The following is a 20,894-nucleotide window of genomic DNA, read 5'->3' as shown; positions in this document are numbered from 1 at the left end:
GATAAGCAAGGATTTCAATATGAAAGTCAGCCTAATTGGTGGAACAGGCTTCGTTGGCACGTATGTCATCGACGCTTTGTTGCAAGCAGGGCATACGCCGCGTGTGCTGGTGCGCCCCGGCAGTGCGGGTAAATTAGCCGCTGCTGCGCAATGTGAAACCGTTCCCGGCGATATTCGCGACGCTGCGGCGCTGGATGCGTGTTTGCAAGGCGCGGATGCGGTGATTTACCTCATCGGCATTTTGCGCGAATTTCCGGCGAAGGGCATCACTTACGAAGAAAGCCAGTTCAACGGCGTCGAGCGCACGGTCGCGGCGGCACAACGTCAGGGCGTGAAACATTTCATTCTGATGAGTGCCAATGGCGTGAAGGCGGGCGGTACGAAATACCAAGACACCAAGTTTCGGGCGGAACAATGCGTGCAAGCGTCGGGGTTGGCTTGGACGGTTTTCCGGCCTTCGGTGGTGTTCGGCGATCCGCGTGGCAAGGCGGAATTCTGCACGCAATTGCAAAAGGAATTGGTGTTGCCGCCAATCCCCGCGCCGCTATTTTTTGGCGGGGTGAATATTTTGCAAGCGGGCAAATTCGAGATGCAGCCGGTGCATGTGGAAGACGTGGCGCAAGCGTTTGCCGCAGCGGTGGATAATCCAGCAGCATTGGGCAAAACCTTCGCACTGTGTGGGCCGGATGCGGTGAGCTGGAAAGCGATTATCCAAACCTTAGCGCAAGCATCGGGGCGTAGCAGCAAATTGGCAGTGCCAGCTCCGGCGGAAATCCTCAAAGTGGTGGCGGGTGTGTTGGACAAACAAGCGTGGTTTCCGATTACCCGTGACCAGATTGTAATGTTGCTGGAAGGGAATACCTGTAGCGATAGTTCGGCCTGGCAAACGTTTGGAATTGCGCCGAAACGCTTTGCGCTGGAAAATTTGGGGTATTTGGCCTGACCGCTATTCCTTGAACTTGAAGACCGGCAGGTTGATATTGAAACGTATCGCCAGTAGCCGCGCGATGAAAATTGCCAAACCCGCGATAATCGCCGCCAGCGTGACATCCATGTGCAGGTACAACAGCCCAATGAACAGCAACGAACCCGCCCACGAGACCGTGGCATACAGCGGGCTTTGAAATACCACGGGCGGGGTATTACACAATACATCGCGGAAAATCCCGCCCATTGTGCCGGTCATGACACCCATGAAGCTGGCGACCAGCCACGGTGCGCCAACCATCAGCGATACCAGTGTCCCTGCTACGCCGAAAGTGGCTAAGCCCGCAGCATCGGGTATTAGGAAAAAGCGTTGCGGAATGACCACGACTCGCGCCAGCAAGAAAATCGCGAGGGCGCTGCCGAGTGAGGCGATGAAAAACATCTGATCACGAATCCAGAACACTTCCCGATCCAGCAACATGTCGCGTAGCGAACCGCCACCGAGTCCGGTGACAATAGCGATAATAATCACCCCAAACAAGTCAAACTGCTTGAAACCGGCTTTGAGCACGGCAGACGCGGAAGATACGACCACCGCGATCAGGGTGATCCAGTAAAGGTTTTGCAGCAGGGCAGGGTTGGGGTGTAGGGTCATTAGACTTTCCTGACGAATTCCGATTTCAGGCTCATTGCGCCAATGCCATCAATTTTGCAATCAATATCGTGATCGCCATCGACTAGGCGGATATTTTTCACCTTGGTGCCGACTTTGACGACCAGCGATGAACCTTTCAGCTTCAGGTCTTTGATGACGGTGACGGTATCGCCGTCTTGCAGCACCGTGCCGTTGGAATCTTTGATGACGCGCTCACTTTCCGCTTCGCTGGTGGCGGCGACTTGAGGCCATTCGTGGGCGCATTCGGGGCAGACAAACATTGCGCCGTCTTCGTAGCTGTATTCAGAACCGCATTTAGGGCAGGGAGGAATCGTACTCATTAAAATGTTACCTTAGTGTTGTTGCTCAATATTTTTTCTGAAACGCTGCAATTGTTTTTCACGCACTTGCTGCATATCCAGTCGATAAATGTCATAGGGAAATAAAAATTCGGTGACGCCGGAGTCGAACAAGCGCCGCACTTCGTATTCGTCGTGAGACGTGCCGCGTTGGTAGCGGTAGTTGAGGTAGCTTTGATTGGTGTGGATGATGAATTCCACGCGCATTCCCCCCATGCGGGCAAAGAATTTCAGCATTTGGGTTTTGCTGCTGCTGCCGACTGAGGTGGCGGTGTAATGGCTGCTCGCGAGTGTGTCGGAAATGTCTTCGAGCATCATGATCGAACCGGCTTTGACTGCGGAGCGGGTCAGGTGCCGCACGAAGCGTTTGACGTGGCTGATGTTATCCAGCACCGCCATTAGCCCCAATTCGTCATCGACGGCGACGGCGGGATTTTTCTCGTTTTTACGTAGCAATTTCAGCACTTTGGCGGCGGAATCTTTTTTACGCACCGTCACGTAGACCGGCACTTCCTGCCCGTTAGCTTGAAATAAGCGGCGTTTGACCAGCGTGAGTTTTTCATTTTCGGCGAATTCATGCAGGTGGCGGGCGGCTTCTGCGTCGATCACCGCGACTTCGCTGCAACTGAAATCGTTGCTGTCGTGGCGGCTGTGCAGGTAGGCAATGTCCAATTCACCGATCTTGAGTTGCGGACTCCACACGTATTGGTTGAGAAAATTCAGGAAGGTCGCAAATTTGTTTTCAATATCGGTTTCGCGTTCACGCTGGTCGATAGAACCCGCTAACCCCATCAATACCAACTTGCGCTTGGCCTCGAAGCGGATTTTCTGGTGGTAGCGGTCGTCGAAAATCATTAGCAATAAATCCACCGGATTTTTGGCGGTCTCGATTTCATTGCTGATTTCGATGTGTGAACTGTAAGTTGCCATAACTTTGCCGCGCAACATGCCGATGACGGCATCGGCGGTGTTCATGTATTCGTGGATTTTGCTGCGAATTGCGGCTAAATCGCCGCTGATACCGAACAAATTGCCCAATAATCGGTAGGCTTGGGCGCTGCGTTGCTCGCGCAATGCCGAGTTTTGGATGAGGGCGGGAATCTCATCAAAGCGCTGAATCTGTAACAAGTCGAACAATTGGTCGCGTACTGCGCGGTACTTGGTGGTCATTTGCCGATTTTGCTGGAAAGTTTTGACCCACAAGCGGTTTTGCGGTGAAAATGGATGGGCGCACGAGGCGTGTGGGTGGATAGCGAATGGCCCGTCCTGTTTCATGGCGATAAAGATGGATTTTTCGTCTACAACACTCATGGTTTCCGCCTTGTTCGTGGTTCTGCTGTTGGGGGCATTGTACGGCAACTGCGTCCATCACCCCACCTAATCCAGCTTATTCTGGCGCAATTCCACCATTGCCTTTTCCGCCTTTGCGCCCAAGAACACATACACACCCAGCGCGACCAACAAAGCGGCCGCCGAGAACATCATTTCCACCGCGCCTGCCAACATGTGCCCGTCGCCCAACACCGATTTAAACATCAGCAGCAATGCCTCAATCGACACCGCAATCAGGATAGCCGACATAAAGCGCGTGATAGTGCGGCGGGTGGAGCTGTGGCGGAAAATGTCCTTGTGCATCAACACTTCCTCTTCCAGCGTGGTTTTGGCGAGGTCGAAAATCGCCAGAGCCAGCGTCAGGTAAACGATAATGCCAAACGGCTTGGTGTAATGCAGCTCGTGTTGACCTGTCCCCGGTATGAAGACTGACCACAATTCTTCCAGCGAAAAATAGAACAGCAGCCCGACCACGCTGAACAAGCCCAGCGCAATCGCGGCGTAGATGCTCTTAAACAGCACGCTGAACTTGCGCCGCTGCGAATCGCCCATCAAAAACTCGATGGTGCGTGACAAATCAATGTCCAGCACGATGTAACTCAGCAAGACATCGGTAGCAGAACGCACCTCCACCGCCGCCGAAATGCACAAACTGCGGCTGGCAACCGACAAATACGGTGCAGTGACGATGGTGGCACGGCTGTCTTTGGCTTGTAGAAAATACGGGCGGTGGCTGCGGTCTTTGCCCACGCCGCCTTGCTGATCAGCCAAGGTATTGCCGGGGGCGACATTGTGGCTGAGTTGCTGCCCGCTGGGGTCTAGGGTGTAGAGCAAGTCCACAAACGGGTAACTTTCCATAAGGCAATCAATGGCTTTCTGTTGACGAGCCTCGTCTTGAAACAAGGTTTCGTCGTTGATGCCGCTGAGGATCGACCCCATCAGTTCGTTGATCGAGGCGGTGTGTTGGTGGTAGTGCTCAATGATCTGGATGTAGCTCATTTCAGACATGGCTTAGCTCCCTTTCTCAGGTTATTTTGTGCAGTTGCAACAATATCCATGCCATTGCATTGCCGTTATGTTTTATGATACATAACGAAACCATGAATACAGTACCCAACACCTACCACCTTCGCGGACGCTTTTGGATCGAAAGCCCTCAAGGAACCTTCCTCGGTCAAGGCCGTGTTGCCTTGCTGGAACGTATCCGCGAACACGGCTCGATCAGCGCGGCGGCACGTTCCATCGAAATGTCTTACCGCCAAGCATGGGCACTCGTCAATTCAATGAACACGTACAGCCACACGCCGCTGGTCAGCAGTGCCACGGGCGGGAAGGGCGGCGGCGGCGCAAGCCTGACCGAAACGGGCGAAAAAGCCATTGCGCTTTACCATGCAGTTCGCGCTGATTTTGACGCTTTTCTGGCAAAGCGTTCCGAATCCCTGACCCTGTAAAATTTTTTGCCACTCGTTATGTTTTTTTGGGAATAGCGAAATGAATGCACCACTGATTAACATTGCCATTAACCCGGTTAACGCCGTGCCAATGGATGTAACGCCAACCACGACGATGGAAATGTGTGGTTTGGGGCTGGCTTGCCTGATCGACATCCGCCAAGCGTTTGAGCTGGAGATCAAGGGCGAAATTCCACGCGCCACCCATATCCCGTTTTTCAACGTCAAGCAATTCTTTGGCTTCCAACTCAGCGAAGATGAACAGGAAATCCTCGATGCCGATGAACCCAACGATCTGGACATCCGCTCGTTCATCAAAGCCATCAACACCCTCAAACAAAGCCGGGATTGTACTTTCCTGATCGTGTGCAACAGCGGCAAACGCAGTGTTTGTGCCACCAAATTGCTACGCGAACTTGGCTATCCCAAAACGTTTTCGGTGCAAGGCGGCTTCATTGCCCTGAAACCCTTACTACCCATGCCCGGAGTCAGTGCATGAGTAACACCCTGAAACCAGCCATTTCCTGTGACACCATGCCGCAAGGCACACTCAGTGTTGAACAAGCGCAAGCACGGATACTGGAAAGCATTACGCCACTGCATGACACGGAAACGGTAGCGTTGCTGCAAGCGGGTGGACGTATGCTTGCCCAGCCCGTCTATGCGCAGATGAATGTCCCACCCCATACCAATTCTGCGATGGATGGTTATGCCCTACGCCATGCCGATCTGGTTGAGGGTGTGTTGTTGAAAATTGTCGGTAGTTCTTTCGCGGGTCGTCCCTTTGCTGGCGTGGTGCAGGCGGGCGAATGTGTGCGCATTATGACGGGTGCGGTCTTGCCCGCTGGCGCAGATACCGTGGTCATGCAGGAAAATGTGCAGTGTGAAGATCATGCCATCCACGTTTCTGGCAAGCTCCAATTCGGTGAAAACGTCCGCCATGCCGGGGAAGACAGCAAGGTTGGTGATCTGCTGCTGGTTGCCGGGCATAAACTGAATGCCGCTGACATTGGCTTGCTGGCTTCCCAAGGGATTGCCAAGGTTGCGGTGATCCGCCGTCTGCGCGTGGCGTTCTGCTCGACGGGCGACGAACTCAAAATCCTCGGTGATACCCTGCAACCCGGCGATATTTACGACAGTAACCGCTATATCCTCCACACCTTGCTGCAAAAGCTGGATGTGGAAATGTTCAATCTGGGTGTGGTGCGCGATACACGCGAATCCGTGGAAATGGTTTTCCGCCATGCACGCGATATGGCAGATGTCTTTATCACCAGTGGTGGCGTATCTGTTGGCGAAGCGGATTATGTCACCGACACGCTGAAAAGCATGGGGCAAGTCAATTTCTGGAAAATCGCCTTCAAACCGGGCAAACCGCTGGCATTTGGCACATTGGGCAATTGCCTGTTCTTCGGCTTGCCGGGGAATCCCGTGTCGGTGATGGCAACATTTCTGCTGTTTGTGCGTCCTGCTATGCTCGCTTTGCGCGGGGAAACCTTGCCACTTGTGCCTGAATACAACGCCATTTGCGATACGCCTTTGAAAAAAGAACCGGAGCGCAAGGATTACCAGCGTGGCATTTGTGAGCGTGACAAGCAAGGTCAATGGCACGTCCGCAGCACGGGCAACCAAGGCTCGCATGTGTTGCGCTCCATGAGCCAAGCCAATTGCTTTATTGCCCTGCCGCTGGAATGGGGCAATGTGGAAGCGGGAACAGCCGTTACGATTATCCCGTTCGAGGGGCTGATGTAATGGGTTATGCACTCCAACAACATAACGTAGTAAATCCAACAGGATTGTGAAAATTGTGATGAATGCAACAAGATTAAATTTAATCAAATTATTGAATTAAATGGGATTTTTCTAATGGCATGGCTTTTGCTTTACCTAAAAGCGAAAACCGAAATTTTTGTGCAACCCGTTATGCAGTAGAAGGTAATAACGGACAACGAACCGAGGAAGCAACAACATGGCGCATACTCCGAAACTCCATCTCCTTGTCAGCCTGCCGTTAATATTGGCGGCGCTGGATGCCCACGCCGATACCACCGTATACGAACTGGGCACGATTACAGTGACGGGCAAGCATCCCCAAATCGGTGAAATCAGCGCCGATCAGGCATCTTCCGAAATCAGCAGCAAGAAGATAAAGCAGTTTAACCGTACCAATGTTGCCGATGCGCTCAACCTGCTTCCCGGTGTGACGGTCGCCAGCGTGGGGGCGCGTAACGAAAAAACGGTTTACGTGCGCGGTTTCGACATGCGCCAAGTGCCGCTGTTCGTTGACGGCATTCCCTTGCAAGTGCCGTATGACGGCTACGTGGATTTTAACCGTTTCACCACCGCTGACCTTTCCGCCATTCAAGTGAACAAAGGGTTTAGCTCAGGCTCTTATGGGCCGAATACGCTGGGTGGGGCGATCAACCTGATTTCCAGCAAACCACGTGACAAGTTTGAGGGCGATGCCAGTGCAGGGTTTGCTGAAGGCGGTGAACATTCCGCCGCCGTCAACGTGGGTACGAACCAAGGGAAATGGTATCTTCAGGCAGGCGCATCCACACGCGAAAGTGACGGTTTTGAGCTGTCATCTGACTTCAAACCGACCACAACCGAAGACGGCGGCCTGCGCAACAATGCCTACCGCAAGGACAACAAGGTATCCCTCAAGGTTGGCCTGACCCCCAACGATACCGACGAATATGCGCTCAGCTATTTCACCCAGCATGGCAAGAAAGGCAACCCACCATCCACCATCCCCACCAGCGCCCGTTACTGGCAATGGCCTTTATGGGATGAGGAAAGCCTGCACCTGATCACCAACAAAGCCCTGACCCCCACCGAAACCGTCAAGCTACGCCTGTATCAGGACAAATACGAAAACGGCATCGACTCCTACACCGACGGTACGTACACCACCCTGAAAAAATCCGGGGCGGGCAGTGTCGGCGCAACCGGGAAAAGCCGTTACCATGACCGTGCCGAAGGTGGTTCGGTGGAACTGGAATCCACCCGTTTTGACAAACACACCGTGCGCCTTTCCGCCCACACCAAGCAGGACAAACACAAGGCTGACGACACCGCCACGCTGGTGGAACAATTTGAGGACACCACCCAGTCACTGGCAATTGACGACGAAATTGCCCTCAAACCCAACCTGACACTTTCCCTAGGCGCGGCACGCAACACGATGGAACCCGACTCAGTTTACAAATCCACCGATCCCGTCCCCATGCCTGCCAAACAATCCGCTACCAACGCACAGGTCGGGCTGTTTTGGGATGTCAAAGAAAACAGTCGCGTATATACCACCATTGCCGACAAAACCCGCTTCCCCACACTCAAAGACCGCTATTCGCTGCGCCTTGGCACTGCCATCCCCAACCCGGATTTGAAGGCGGAAGAAGCCCGCCATTACGAAATCGGTTATCAGGGCAAGTTGCATGACAAGGTAAAAGTAGAAGCCGCCGTGTTCCAGACCGACACCACCAACCTCATCCAGCAGGTCAACAACGTCAGCGGCACGAAGTACCAGATGCAAAACGTTGGCAAAGTACGCACCACCGGATTGGAAACAGGTGTGCGGGCAAAACTGACGGAACAGTGGGAAGCGGGTGGACAACTTACTTTGCTGGAGCGCAAGAACCAAAGCAACAGCAACAAACTGACCGCTGTTCCTGACCAGAAAATTTCCGCTGACCTCACCTACCGCCCAACCCCGCGCTGGGAAACGCAACTGGTGGTCAACCACGAAGGCAGCCGCTGGGATTCCAACACCGTCAAACTGGCTGGCTTCAACACGGCGGATGCCAAGGTCGCGTTTCGCCCTACCAAACAAATCACTCTGGATGCGGGTGTGACCAACCTCACGGACAAGAACTACCAACTGACCGACGGGTTTCCGAATCCGGGCAGGATGTGGTTTACCAATGCCAGCTATGACTTCTGAGCGGGGTAACAAAACATGAAAAGCTTTGCACAATGGTTCGGTATCCTGCTGCTGGCAAGCACTGGCAGCAGCTTTGCCGAAGACCTCACCGTCATGACCAGCTACCCCGAAGACGTGGTATCGCGTTTTGAGGAAGCGTTTGAGAAAGCCCACCCCGACATCCACGTACAAATCCTGTGGCGGATGCCTCATGACGCGCTGCCATACCTGCTCCAGCCACAGCAGGGTGGGGTGGATGTGTACTGGACACCTTCGCAAGGCAACTTTCTTGCCCTGAAAAATGCCAAGGCGCTTGGCCCCATCGGCATTGACCGCAGCGGCTTGCCGGACAAAATCGGGACTGCGCTGATTTCCGACCCGGACGGACTGTACCTTGCCAACGAAACCGCCGGTTACGGCATGGTGGTTGACCCTGACAAGCTGGGCAAGCTCGGCGTGGCTGAACCCAAACGCTGGCAAGACCTTGCCGACCCGCGCCTGCAAGGGGAAGTGGCGCTGCCTGTGCCGTCCGGGGTTGGCTTTGCGCCGATGCTGATTGACCAACTCCTGCAAGCCGAAGGCTGGGAAAAGGGCTGGAATACATGGCGGGCGATTGCGCTCAACAGCAAGCTGATCGACAAGCGCGGCAATGCCATTACCGATGAAGTGTCCTCCGGGCGGGCGGCAGTCGGCTTGACGATGGACTTTTTCGCAGCCTCCAATGTTGCCAGTGGCGGCAAAGGCAAGTTCATCTACCCGCTCAAGACCGCATTCAATCCGGCACAGATTGGGATTACGGCATCCACCACCCACCGTCCGGCAGCAGAAACCTTCGTCTCGTTCATTCTCTCCGAAGAGGGGCAAAGCCTGCTGTTCCACCCTGCAATCCGCAAATTGCCAGTGCGCCCGTCGGTTTACAGCAAAGCACCGGAAGGCTACACCAACCCGTTCACGCTGGGGATAGATGCCCGCTACGATCCAGTTCCCGGACTGGCTCGCAGTGGCTTCAACTCGGCCTTGTTCGACGCTGCCATTACCCGCCGTCAGGATGCCTTGCTCAAGGCATGGGCAAGTGTACGCAAGGCTGAAAACGGTGCATCTCCCAGCGAACAGCCGCTACTGCAACAAGCGCGTACTGCGCTGGAAGCCTTGCCTGTCGCTGAGCCAACGGCAGATTCCCCGTTGGTAAAGGCTTGTGAACAACGCCGCAAAAACACGAGTGCTGAAACCCAATGCGCCGCAGCGGAACGGGAGTGGGATGCGTTTTTCACCGCCCACTACGCCGATGCCCAACGTTTGGCAGACACGGTGCTGGCAGCACGGCAGGGGAAAGCTCCATGAAACGGCTGGCAGTGCTGGTGTTGTTGCTTCCGGCTTTGGTGTCGGCGGCGGGGATTTCTACTGGCGATACCAGCCGTCGCGCCCTGTCCAAAGCGATGGAAGAACTGGATGATGCCCAGCGGGAACGCTTCGCTAGTGGGCGCGGATTGTTCGATCAGATGTGGGTGATTGCCCCTTCCACCGATGAGGCGGTTGATGGGCTTGGCCCCGTGTATAACCGCATTTCCTGCGTTGCTTGCCACCCCGGTAACGGGCGTGGACGCGCCCCGGATGCTGAAAGTGAAGAAATGCGCTCCATGCTGGTGCGCCTGAGCATTCCGGGTGTGGGGGAACATGGCGGGCCATTGCCCCACCCGGCTTACGGGGAACAACTGAATGAGCAGGGTGTTCCGGGCGTCCCCGGCGAAGGAAGGATAGCGGTCAAGTATCAGGACATCCCCCTGTTTCTGCATGGCGGCACGGGCGTGACCTTGCGCAAGCCGTCACTGGTGTGGCGGGAAGCCCATTACGGTACACCTGACGGGGTGTTGACCTCGGCACGCATTGGTCCGGCACTGGTCGGGATGGGCTTGCTGGAAGCTGTGCCTGAAGCCGAAATCCTGAAATGGGCTGACCCGGATGACAAGAATCAGGATGGTATTTCCGGGCGAGCCAATACGGTCTGGGATGCGGCGGTACAGCAAAATGCCTTGGGGCGTTTCGGCCTGAAAGCGAATGTGGCAACCCTGCGCCAGCAAATAGCCGGGGCTTTCATCGGCGACTTGGGGATCACTTCGCCGCTATTCCCGCATGAAAATTGCAGCATGGCGGAAACGGCCTGCGCCCGGACGGTTAACGGCGGCAACCCAGAATTGAGCGCGGTACAGCTCGACGACATCACGTTTTATCACCAAACCTTGGCTATCCCGGAACGGCGGCAACGCGACACCGCGCAGGTGCAGCGTGGGCAACAATTGTTCCAGCAGGCACAGTGTGCCGCCTGCCATCGCCCGATGCTTTACACCGCTGCCAATGCCAAGCCTGACCTGCTAAGCCAACGCATTATCGAGCCTTACAGCGATTTGTTGCTGCATGACATGGGCGAGCCGTTGGCGGATGGACGCCCTGATTTTGCCGCCAATGGCTATGAATGGCGCACTCCGCCCTTATGGGGCATCGGTTTGGCTGAAGCGGTCGGCGATCAGGTACATTACTTGCATGATGGACGCGCACGCAACCTGCTGGAAGCCATTGTGTGGCATCGGGGGGAAGCGGCTGCCAGCCAGCAGGCGGTGTGGGCAATGACGGTTGAAGACAGGGAGGCACTGCTTGCTTTCCTGCGTTCACTTTAACGGAGACAACAGTATGTATTTCAGTGACGACGAACTAGACCACCTCATCCGCGAAGACGTGCCATTTCTGGATTTGACCACGCACGTCACCGGCATTGGCGCAGCAAAGGGAAGCATCCGTTATATCACCCGCGAGCCAACGGTCATTTGTTGCACCGAAGAAGCCTTGCGCATCTTCCAGAAACTCGGCTTGTTTACCCTCAGCATGTTGCCCTCCGGCAACCTTGTTCCGGCGGGTACGGTGGTGATGGAAGCCCAAGGCAGTGCCCAAGCCATCCACGCAGCGTGGCGGGTTGCGCTTAACCTGCTCGAATACGCCTCCGGCATTGCCACCCGCACCCACAAGATGGTGGAACGGGTTCAGCAGGTTGCGCCTCACGTTTCAGTGGTGACGACCCGCAAAAGTACCCCTTGGGCAAAGAAAATGACACTCAAAGCCGTCCTCAGTGGTGGTGCACTGCCACATCGACTGGGCTTGTCTGAAACCGTACTGGTGTTTGATGAACATATCCGCTTCATGGCGGACTTCGACACTTTCCTGTCTCAGGTCAGCACCCTGAAAGCGCGTCTGGGCGAAAAAATGGTGGTGGTGGAAGCACACACTCACGATACCGCCCTCAAACTGGCTCAAGCAGGGGTTGACATGGTTCAACTGGACAAATTGGACATTGAAGAAACCCGGCGTGTAACGGCTGCCATTAAAACCGCTTGCCCACAAGTCAAAGTGGCGATTGCGGGCGGTATCCATCTGGACAACGCCGCAGCCTACGCCGCCACGGGCGTGGACATGCTGGTGACTTCATCCTTGTATTTCGGCAAACCCGCCGACATCAAGGCAGACATCCAGAAAATCAACTAGGAGGCCGTATGAAAACCATCACCATGCAAATGCAACAACTGATGGCAACCCCACTACGCCACGGGCGACGCTGGGACTATCTGGAATTACTGGAACGCATTGATGTCACTGGCTCAATTTCCGCCGCCTCCAAAGCGATGGGCATGAGTTACAAAGCCGCGTGGGAAGCCGTGCTGATGGTCAACAACCTGTCAGAAGAACCCGTGGTCGAACGGCAAGCGGGTGGACAACACGGCGGCGGAACCAACCTGACCGCTTACGGGCGGCGCATGGTGATGGTTTACCGCCACATGGAAAAGGAACACGCCCGCATCCTCTCGCAACTGGGGCAGGTGGCGGACAATTTTGAGCAATATTTTCAACTAATAAGGAGATTCGATATGCAAACCAGCAGCCGTAACCAATTTCTCGGCACTGTCACCAAAGTAACCAACGGGCCGATTAATTCCGAAGTCATTCTCGACATCGGCGGCGGTGACGAACTCGTTGCCGTTATTACCCACAACAGTGTTGAGCATCTTGGCCTTGCGCCCGGCGTGCAAGCCTACGCACTGGTCAAAGCCCCGTGGGTGATCCTCGCCAAGGACGACGGCAAGATCAAAACCAGTGCCCGCAACAATTTGCGTGGCACGATCGTCAGCGTGCAAGAAGGCGCGGTCAATGCCGAGGTCATCATTGAATTACCCGGTGGCAAAACCGTCACCGCGATTATTACCAACGACAGCGTGCAGGATATGGAACTGAAAGTCGGGGACAAAGCCTGCGCTTTGATCAAGGCATCGCACATTATCCTTGCTGTGTCCAACTAATAACCAACTGATTTTTCCTCACTAGCAATTTAAGGAACTCACCATGAAACTGTTTAAACAAACCCTTCTCGCCGCCGCCATCGCTTTCAGCACTGCCAGTGCTTGGGCAGATGAAGTGCAAGTTGCCGTTGCCTCCAACTTCACCAAGCCACTGGAAGAAATCGGTAGCAAATTCAAAGCCGCTACCGGGCATGACATCAAGGTATCCGCTGGAGCAACTGGCAAGCTGTACGCCCAGATCGAAAACGGCGCACCGTTTGAAGTATTCATTTCCGCCGACAGCAAGACCCCGAAAAAGCTGGTCGAAGCCAAACAAGCCGAAGCTGATAGCCAGTTCACCTATGCTTTCGGCACGCTGGTCGTGTGGAGTAGCAAGGAAGGCTATGTGGATGACAAGGGTGACGTACTGAAAAAGGGCGAATTTCAGCATCTGGCGATTGCCAACCCCAAAACCGCTCCTTACGGTGAAGCGGGCATGGCGGTGATGGAAAAGCTCGGTCTGACTGCTGCGATCACGCCCAAACTGGTGACGGGCGAAAACATTACCCAGACGTATGATTTCGTTTCCACTGGCAATGCGGAACTGGGTTTTGTGGCACTGTCACAGGTATCCAAAGCCAACAAACTCAAGTCCGGTTCTGTTTGGGTTGTGCCACAGGAAATGTACAAACCCTTGGCGCAAGATGCTGTTCTGTTAACCAAGGGCAAGGATAACGCCGCTGCCAAAGCCCTGCTGGATTACCTGAAAGGGGAAGATGCACAGGCCATCATGACCAGCTATGGTTACGCTTTACCGAAAAAAGCCGAGGTGAAATAAACCATGCTATCCCCCAGCGATTGGTCAGCCGTTTGGCTGACCTTCAAACTTGCCAGCCTCACGACCCTGATTCTGTTGCTGATTGGCACACCGTTGGCATGGCATCTGGCACGTACCCGCCGCTGGTGGAAAGCCCCGTTAAGCGCAGTGGTGGCTTTACCGATTGTATTGCCGCCCACCGTGCTGGGTTTTTACCTGCTGATCACGATGGGGCCAAAAGGTCCGATTGGGCAATTGACCAGTGCTTTGGGCTGGGGGACATTGCCGTTCACCTTCACGGGTTTGCTGGTAGCTTCGGTGTTCTATTCGCTGCCGTTTGTGGTGCAGCCTATCCAGAATGCGTTTGAAACACTGGATATGCGCTTGATGGAGGCGGCAAGTACACTGCGGGCAAAACCGCTGGATGCGTTTTTCAGTGTGGCGTTACCGATGGCTCGTCCCGGCTTTCTTACCGCCTGCATTCTGGGATTTGCGCATACCGTGGGCGAATTCGGTGTGGTGTTAATGATCGGCGGCAATATTCCCGACAAAACCCGCGTGGTGTCGGTGCAGATTTATGACCATGTGGAGTCGATGGAATACGCACAAGCCCATTGGCTGGCGGGCGGCATGGTGGTGTTTTCCTTCATCGTGTTGTTGCTGATGTATACCCTCAACCGTGGGATCAGGATGTCAAAAATATGAGCAATACACCGCACGACAACTTACATGCACGTTTCCAACTGGCTTTTAGTGGCTTTCAGTTGGAAACCGATTTGCAATTGCCGGGGCGGGGCGTAACCGCATTGTTTGGGCATTCTGGCTCTGGCAAAACCACCTTATTGCGCTGCATTGCCGGGTTGCAACGCCCGGACAGCGGTTTCCTGCAAGTGCGCGGGCAGGTGTGGCAAGACAGCGCGAAGGGGGTGTTTTTGCCAACGCACCAACGCCCCTTGGGGTATGTGTTTCAGGAAGCCAGCCTGTTCCCGCATTTGACGGCACGCAAGAATATGGATTACGGGCGCAAACGAGCCGCGCAATCCGCCAATGATGCCGAACTGGCGGCGATCGTGGATATGTTGGGGATTGGGCATTTGCTGGACAAAATCCCCGCGCAATTGTCCGGTGGAGAACGCCAGCGGGTTGGTATTGCCCGCGCCCTTGCCCTCAAGCCGCAAGTGCTGCTGATGGATGAACCGCTTGCCGCGCTCGACCTCAAGCGCAAACAGGAAATCCTGCCGTTTCTGGAACGTTTGCACCGCGAACTCGATATTCCGATTCTGTACGTGACGCATTCACCGCAGGAAGTGACCCAGCTTGCGGATCATCTGGTGGTGCTGGAAGCGGGCAAGGTGGTGGCTTCTGGCGCATTGGCGGAGGTGTTGACGCGGCTGGATTCGCCGATGGCGCAAGGCAAAGAAGCCTCCAGCGTGTTGCAGGTGAAGGTATGGGATCATGAGCCGGAGTTCCACCTCAGTCACGTCGGTTTTGCGGGGGGCGTGATCAGCTTGCCTTACCAGCAGGCAACCGCCGTGGGTACGCCGTTGCGCTTGCGCATTGATGCCCGCGATGTCAGTCTGACGCTGCAACAACCGGTGCAAACCAGCATTCTCAACGTGTTGCCCGCGAGTATTACCGGTATGGCGCAACCCGTGGCAGGGCAAGTGATGGTGCGTTTGAACATGGGCGGTGTGCCATTGCTGGCACACATTACCCAGAAATCAGCGGTGCAACTGGGGTTGAAGGTGGGGATGGCGGTGTTTGCGCAGATCAAGGCGACCGCGATTGTGTGAGCGCCTGATGCACCCGCCGATTAACACCCGCTCCACCAACATTTCCCCTGACTCTCCTGAAATTTCATGGCGGCATCGTACTTGGGAGCGCTGCTACGCGGTTGATTCAGACTTTCTTTAATGCCGAAACTGCCGTATTGACTGAAGGTGTGTGGCACGCTAAACAGCATAAACGTTTGCCCACCCGCTGCTTTCCACATTTCTAACAGGCGTTGATAACGTTCGCCCATGCGCGGATCACGGTTGGCAGCGTGGAGCAAGTCAACCATGTTTTGTCGACGGTCAGCGGCGATTTCACCGCCAATCGTTAGGTGCTGCCCGCCTTCGTAAGCGTACAAAGCTTTGCCATACTTTTGTGCGACTGCTGCTTGCTTGGTGAATTGGTTTTTAAGACCTTCCAGCCCAAACGGGTCGTTGATATTATCCATCGCGGCAAAAATATCATCAACAGACGTGGCATTCACCAGCGGTTTGGGGATTTTGCTGCTGTCATTGCAGGCAGGCAATTTGGCATCGTCATTGCGCCAACATGCGTAAAAATAGCCGCCGGTGGCAATGGCATCGACGTACTGGCGCGTATCGCTGTAGGCTAACATGCGTTCGGTGCGGTTGGCGTCATTCTGGTATGTTCCTAACAGACGCACGAGGCGTTGCGTGCCACCAAATTCATCTTCCCAAATCTGAAAGACTTTGCTGGCTTGTTTGGTATAGTAATAAACCCCACGCCAGTTCCATTCACGTTCATCGGTTGGGCTGCTCAGATCTTCGCCCTTTTTAAGCACGTAGTAATATGCCCAGAAAATGCCATTCCAAGTTTCATTGCTGTATTCGACATGGGCTTTTAACCCGGTGTTGAGGTGCGCTTCGACGTAGCGGGCAAATTCCCTGATGTACGTTTCGGAGGCATTGTGCGGAATATTGAACCACGGGTGCGCGTTTAATTGATTGGCGAGTTCGACTTGCACTTCGATCGGTACGCCGCGCCCGTAACGTTCCAGACGCGCGATATTGCCGGACGCGCCCCAGACCGCATCCGCGAGTTTGCTGCGCTGCTCCCAGCGGAATTCTTGCACTAAACAGGTTTGGTCGAAAATCAGATTGCCATCGGCATCGCGGATAAAACTGTTGGGTTTGCCGGGTTCGGTTTGCGCACAGGTGAGGTAGCTGGGGCTGGCTTCCATCAGGTTCATCATGCGCACCACGCGGAAGTTTTTGAGGAAATTCAAATAACTGGGGTTGAAAACAATCGCATTGCGATCAGCCCGTAAGGTGTCTTCAAAGCTGCGGTATTGCCCAGCAGGGCAATTTGCTGCGCCATCGACGCGCGTGAAGGGCTGACCTTCACAAATGCCACCGGGCATGACAATGCGGATATTTTTGACCGTACCGCTGGTAATTCTTACACCGATACGGTTATTGGTAGCAACACTATCCAACTTGGCGGGTAGGGTTACGTCGATTTCATCGCGCCCCGGCGTGCTGTTCACCAGTTTGGCGTAACCGGAATATTCCAGTTTGCCAGTGCCTTCGTACAACACGCTGTAACGTCCATTAGGAACTTGGCCTTGCACGGCACTATCCAGCAAGAAGGTGCGAATAATGCAAGTGGCACTGGGTGGCGTGGTTGCCCAGCCGTTTTCATCATAAGCGACATCTTTACACGAATATTCACGCAATGGGCGGGCAACGCGGAAGATGTCGGCAAAGGGTACGGGGGACGAGATGCTGTTTTGTTCGGCTTGCGGTGCTTCGCTATTGATGCCTAACGACGGTTGGAACAAGGCGGCGGGTGTTTGCCCGTAGATAGCGAGTTGTTGAGCCAACACGTTTTCAAATTGATCGAGCGAAACGTTCCACGCCAAATTCAGGCTGTTGGCGTTTGCGCCCAGTTGGATGCCGTTGCTGGCGTTACGGTCGCTGTCGAGGCTGAGAAAAAAGCGTTCCAGATTTTTACGCGCGTGGTAAGTGCAAGCGCTGAGATCGGCATTGCCACTGCATACGGCGGCTGCGATATCGTGTTGCGTTAAGCGGGTTTTGCCGAGTACGGGCAGTTGTGTGGTGCTGCCTAAGTGCAAGGATAGGTTGCTGGAGGGGGCGCTGAAACCGCCATCCGCACCACTGACATTGCCCGCATTGAGGTATTGCAAACCACTAATGGGCGTTTCGGCGTTGTTGCGGGTGGGGTCGAGCAAGACTAAGCGCCCGCTGCTGGCAACGGCATTATTCGTGCCGTTATTGTTATTGTCAGCGGGAGTCTCACTTTCAGTGCCACTGCCGCAACCCGCCAGTAGCACCAGCAGGGTAATGAGTAGACCCATGCAGCGGGTCGGCAGTGTGTTAGCCCAGTTAATTCCTGTGTTCATAAGGTAGCCTTGTGTTGCGTTCTTCTCAGGTTTTTATCAGCTTGCGATACTTAGATGCCGATTATGGCGCTAAATTCCCGATTAGAAGCTAAAAATGCCATTGGCATTAACGGTGCGGGTTGGGCAATTGCCCCGGAACATTTCCCACTCGTCGCAACGTTTACCGCTGGGTAGTAAGCAATCGGTTCTGTCGCCTTCTGGGGTGCGGTGTGTTTCTAATTTGCCGTGATTTTGCAGGCAATTGAGTGATGCAGGGTTGGCGGCACGTGCCGCTTGCGGTGTAACGTTCATGGGCACTGGCGTATTGCTACAGGCGTAGAGTGTTACCATCAGGCTGATTATAAAGCCCATTCTCAACTTCATGAAATTTCCTCTTGGTTAACTGGCGCAACGGATGCAGAAACACTCATAATAACGCATTGTCGGGTTTCCGGCATGATGTCGTGTAATGGAGGAGTGAATCAATGCGCAAATGGATGATTGTCGCTATTAGCGGGATGTTGAGTGCTTGTTCGGGTGGGCATAATTTGGATTCCCCGCTTAAAACCTGCAAAGCCGTCACGGTAGCGTTAGCCGGTGATAAGGGCGTGGTGTGGCACAGTGAGCAGCAAACTGAACAAAAAGGCGTGCAGTTACAAGTCACCTTGGAATTCGCGCTGGAAGGGCAGCCGAGTAATGAGCTGTCACAAGCGGTGTGCATTTATGGCCTGAGCAGCCCGGATATGGATTACCGCAATGCCATGGGTGAATACGCCAATACCCCAACGGAAATGATGATTAACGGCATGGCGATTCCTGCTAGTGATTTGGTGCAAGCCATCAACCTTGCTACCGCTAATACTGCCAAAGCGATTAGTCAGAAAGCGGTCGAGACAATCAACGAGAAATCAGGATACTAGCTTTCAGGCCGGGGTGATTGTCGTGCAATTGCACGGTGGCGTTGTGCAATTCTGCCACGGCTTTCACCAGACTTAACCCTAGCCCATTGCCGGGCGTGCTGCGGGCATTATCCAAGCGGGTGAAACGTTTGAAGACTTGTTCGCGTTGTGCTTCAGGAATGCCCGGCCCGTTATCGGCTACCGTAATCGTGATATTGCTCATCTGTTGCGTCGCGGCTAGGTGGATTTCACCACCGGCTGGGGTGTATTTCACCGCGTTATCCAATAAATTGGTGATGGCTTGCGCTAACAATTGGCGATTGCCGTGTATCTGTAAGCCGGGGGCTGCGTGATAACTCAGGGTGAGGTCTTGCTCTTCTGCCACGGCGGTGTAGAGGTCGGCGAGTTCTTCGATCAGTAGCGTTAGATCAACTTCTACCCAGTCTTGGCGTTGAGCGCTGGATTCGATTTGCGCAATGCTCAACAGCGCGTTGAACGTTTTAATCAGCTCGTCAACTTCGACAATGGTGTCTTGGATCAATTGCGGGTAATCGGTGGGCTGGGATGGCTGAAATTGGCTGGTTTCCAGACGGTTCCGCAAACGATTGAGCGGGTTGCGTAAATCGTGTGCGAGGTTGTCGGTGACATCGCGCATACTTTGCATCAGGTGTTCGATACGTGCCAGCATGGTGTTGAGGACGCGGCTGAGGCTGTCGAATTCGTCATTCCGCGTCGTAACTGGCATCCGCCGTGCCAAATCGCCACTCATAATGTCATTGGCGGTGCGGCTGACGGCATTAATACGGCGTTGCACGTTATGGCTCATGAAGATGCCGCCCGCCAAGGCTAATGCCACAATAATACCAATCGCGGCTAAAACGGTTTGCAGCAAACGGTCTTGCAGGGTGTGTTGTTCTTTAAGATCTGTTACCACCAAGAGTTGATAGCCCCCCGGTAACAGTGTCAGCATCATGCGCGCAGGCTCAGAATGGCGTTTTTCGCCGGTAATCAAACTGAACGGTAAACTCGCAACAATCTGTTTGGAACGTTGGGTGTCTTGATTAAATTTGAGGTCGCGGGTCAAATCCTGTTGGCTGCGGTGAATCAGCCGCGAAATCAAATAACGTGAGCCGTTTTCACTGTTGCGCATGGTGATTGCGCCGGTCAAACCTTCGACAGCAAGGCTGCGGTATAAATTGAGCAGGGCATCGGTTTCGAGCTGCAAGCGGGCATCGGTTTGCTGTTCCATTTGTCCTTTTGCCATCCAGTAAATGTAGCCCAGTCCGCCCGCTGCCACGGCGCTAAACAGCAAGGCGTACACCAATGACAGCCGGAAAACCGAGGTATTAAGCAGATTGCGGGTCATGCAATAAATACCCCGCACCTCGAATGGTGTGTAGCAATGGCGTGTCAAAATCCTTGTCTATTTTGCCGCGCAACCGGCTAATGTGTACGTCGATGACATTGGTTTGCGGGTCGAAATGGTAGTCCCAGACTTTTTCCAGCAACATGGTGCGGGTGACGACTTGCCCGGCGTGACGCATCAGGTATTCGAGCAGGTTGAACTCGCGCGGTTGCAGCGGAATGACCGTGCCGCCACGGGTAACGCGGCGTTTGAGCAAGTCCATTTCCAAATCGCGTACCCTCAGCGTGGTGTATTCCTGCGCGGGTTGGGTACGGCGCAATAACGCCTGCAAACGTGCCAGCAACTCGCTGAAAGCGTAAGGTTTCACCAAATAATCATCGCCACCGGCACGCAAGCCTTCGACACGGTGATCGACATCGCCTAAGGCACTCAAGATGAGCACGGGCGTTTGCATCCCTTGCGCACGCAGGATTTGGATCAGGGAAAGACCATCGCGTTTGGGCAACATTCGATCGACAATCAAGACGTCGTAGTTGCCTTGCAGGGCAAGGTGCAGGCCATCCTCGCCATCAGCAGCGTGATCAACAATGTAGCCACTTTCCGTCAAGCCTTTTTGGATAAAACTGGCAGTTTGGCGGTCATCTTCAACGATTAGGATATTCATCAGACAAGCATAAAACACTTCCCGAAATCTAAACATGACAATTCC

At 54.4% G+C, this 20,894-nt stretch carries 21 protein-coding genes; 13 read left to right on the top strand and 8 right to left on the bottom strand.

What is annotated here, in order from left to right; all coding sequences use genetic code 11:
- The first annotated feature begins 19 nt into the window (after positions 1-19).
- Complete coding sequence (locus tag HMY34_RS00195) at positions 20-943, top strand: NAD(P)H-binding protein (protein ID WP_202717163.1); 924 nt, start codon at positions 20-22, stop codon at positions 941-943.
- A gap of 3 nt (positions 944-946) precedes the next feature.
- On the opposite strand, the gene HMY34_RS00190 is transcribed toward HMY34_RS00195, so the two are convergent.
- The 4 genes from HMY34_RS00190 to HMY34_RS00175 all read right to left on the bottom strand — a co-directional run bounded on the left by HMY34_RS00190 (position 947) and on the right by HMY34_RS00175 (position 4,281).
- Positions 947-1,582 (bottom strand): trimeric intracellular cation channel family protein, encoded by a 636-nt coding sequence (locus HMY34_RS00190; protein ID WP_202717162.1) that lies wholly within the window; start codon positions 1,580-1,582, stop codon positions 947-949.
- Positions 1,582-1,923, bottom strand: coding sequence for a zinc ribbon domain-containing protein YjdM (locus HMY34_RS00185; protein WP_202717161.1), 342 nt, complete (start codon positions 1,921-1,923; stop codon positions 1,582-1,584). The genes HMY34_RS00190 and HMY34_RS00185 overlap by 1 nt, the downstream gene beginning before the upstream one ends.
- A gap of 12 nt (positions 1,924-1,935) precedes the next feature.
- On the bottom strand, positions 1,936-3,252 hold the full coding sequence (locus tag HMY34_RS00180) for a hypothetical protein (RefSeq protein WP_202717160.1): 1,317 nt from the start codon (positions 3,250-3,252) through the stop codon (positions 1,936-1,938).
- A gap of 66 nt (positions 3,253-3,318) precedes the next feature.
- Positions 3,319-4,281, bottom strand: a complete 963-nt coding sequence (locus HMY34_RS00175; protein WP_202717159.1) for a PDC sensor domain-containing protein — start codon at positions 4,279-4,281, stop codon at positions 3,319-3,321.
- Positions 4,282-4,373: 92 nt separating this feature from the next.
- Here HMY34_RS00175 and HMY34_RS00170 point away from each other — a divergent pair, with 92 nt between their 5' ends.
- From HMY34_RS00170 to modC, 11 genes are all read left to right on the top strand, one after another.
- The gene (locus HMY34_RS00170; protein ID WP_202717158.1) at positions 4,374-4,724 is read left to right on the top strand and encodes a winged helix-turn-helix domain-containing protein; all 351 of its coding nucleotides are present in this window, start codon (positions 4,374-4,376) and stop codon (positions 4,722-4,724) included.
- A gap of 40 nt (positions 4,725-4,764) precedes the next feature.
- A complete protein-coding gene (locus tag HMY34_RS00165) occupies positions 4,765-5,223 on the top strand; it encodes a rhodanese-like domain-containing protein (RefSeq protein WP_202717157.1) in 459 nt (152 codons plus the stop codon).
- Entirely contained in the window at positions 5,220-6,476 is a 1,257-nt protein-coding gene (gene moeA, locus HMY34_RS00160; RefSeq protein ID WP_202717156.1) for a molybdopterin molybdotransferase MoeA, read from the top strand. The genes HMY34_RS00165 and moeA overlap by 4 nt, the downstream gene beginning before the upstream one ends.
- 217 nt (positions 6,477-6,693) lie before the next feature.
- On the top strand, positions 6,694-8,670 hold the full coding sequence (locus tag HMY34_RS00155; RefSeq protein ID WP_202717155.1) for a TonB-dependent receptor plug domain-containing protein: 1,977 nt from the start codon (positions 6,694-6,696) through the stop codon (positions 8,668-8,670).
- Between the two features lie 15 nt (positions 8,671-8,685).
- On the top strand, positions 8,686-9,990 hold the full coding sequence (locus HMY34_RS00150; protein WP_202717154.1) for an ABC transporter substrate-binding protein: 1,305 nt from the start codon (positions 8,686-8,688) through the stop codon (positions 9,988-9,990).
- Positions 9,987-11,321, top strand: a complete 1,335-nt coding sequence (locus HMY34_RS00145; RefSeq protein WP_202717153.1) for a di-heme oxidoreductase family protein — start codon at positions 9,987-9,989, stop codon at positions 11,319-11,321. The genes HMY34_RS00150 and HMY34_RS00145 overlap by 4 nt, the downstream gene beginning before the upstream one ends.
- A 13-nt stretch (positions 11,322-11,334) precedes the next feature.
- Complete coding sequence (gene modD / locus HMY34_RS00140) at positions 11,335-12,180, top strand: ModD protein (protein WP_202717152.1); 846 nt, start codon at positions 11,335-11,337, stop codon at positions 12,178-12,180.
- Positions 12,181-12,188: 8 nt separating this feature from the next.
- Positions 12,189-12,989, top strand: coding sequence for a TOBE domain-containing protein (locus tag HMY34_RS00135; protein ID WP_228287934.1), 801 nt, complete (start codon positions 12,189-12,191; stop codon positions 12,987-12,989).
- 43 nt (positions 12,990-13,032) lie between these two features.
- A complete protein-coding gene (modA, locus tag HMY34_RS00130) occupies positions 13,033-13,806 on the top strand; it encodes a molybdate ABC transporter substrate-binding protein (protein WP_202717151.1) in 774 nt (257 codons plus the stop codon).
- 3 nt (positions 13,807-13,809) lie between these two features.
- A complete protein-coding gene (gene modB, locus HMY34_RS00125) occupies positions 13,810-14,490 on the top strand; it encodes a molybdate ABC transporter permease subunit (protein WP_202717150.1) in 681 nt (226 codons plus the stop codon).
- Positions 14,487-15,578, top strand: a complete 1,092-nt coding sequence (modC, locus tag HMY34_RS00120) for a molybdenum ABC transporter ATP-binding protein (RefSeq protein ID WP_202717149.1) — start codon at positions 14,487-14,489, stop codon at positions 15,576-15,578. Before modB ends, modC begins: the two co-directional genes overlap by 4 nt.
- 20 nt (positions 15,579-15,598) lie before the next feature.
- Here modC and HMY34_RS00115 read toward each other — a convergent pair whose 3' ends face one another.
- Both HMY34_RS00115 and HMY34_RS00110 read right to left on the bottom strand, forming a co-directional pair.
- Positions 15,599-17,941 (bottom strand): hypothetical protein, encoded by a 2,343-nt coding sequence (locus HMY34_RS00115; protein ID WP_202717148.1) that lies wholly within the window; start codon positions 17,939-17,941, stop codon positions 15,599-15,601.
- Positions 17,942-18,022: 81 nt separating this feature from the next.
- Complete coding sequence (locus HMY34_RS00110; RefSeq protein ID WP_202717147.1) at positions 18,023-18,304, bottom strand: putative hemolysin; 282 nt, start codon at positions 18,302-18,304, stop codon at positions 18,023-18,025.
- A 101-nt stretch (positions 18,305-18,405) separates the two neighbouring features.
- Between HMY34_RS00110 and HMY34_RS00105 the strand changes: the two genes are divergently transcribed.
- The gene (locus HMY34_RS00105) at positions 18,406-18,840 is read left to right on the top strand and encodes a hypothetical protein (protein ID WP_202717146.1); all 435 of its coding nucleotides are present in this window, start codon (positions 18,406-18,408) and stop codon (positions 18,838-18,840) included.
- On the opposite strand, the gene HMY34_RS00100 is transcribed toward HMY34_RS00105, so the two are convergent.
- Positions 18,818-20,185, bottom strand: a complete 1,368-nt coding sequence (locus tag HMY34_RS00100; RefSeq protein ID WP_202717145.1) for a sensor histidine kinase — start codon at positions 20,183-20,185, stop codon at positions 18,818-18,820. The genes HMY34_RS00105 and HMY34_RS00100 overlap by 23 nt on opposite strands.
- Entirely contained in the window at positions 20,166-20,849 is a 684-nt protein-coding gene (locus tag HMY34_RS00095; RefSeq protein ID WP_202717144.1) for a response regulator transcription factor, read from the bottom strand. The genes HMY34_RS00100 and HMY34_RS00095 overlap by 20 nt, the downstream gene beginning before the upstream one ends.
- Positions 20,850-20,894: the final 45 nt, after the last annotated feature.

The sequence above is a fragment of the Thiothrix subterranea genome, assembly GCF_016772315.1.
Taxonomy (GTDB): domain Bacteria; phylum Pseudomonadota; class Gammaproteobacteria; order Thiotrichales; family Thiotrichaceae; genus Thiothrix; species Thiothrix subterranea.
The sequence above is the reverse complement of the archived record's forward strand: the minus strand, read 5'-3'. Positions and strand labels throughout refer to the sequence as shown.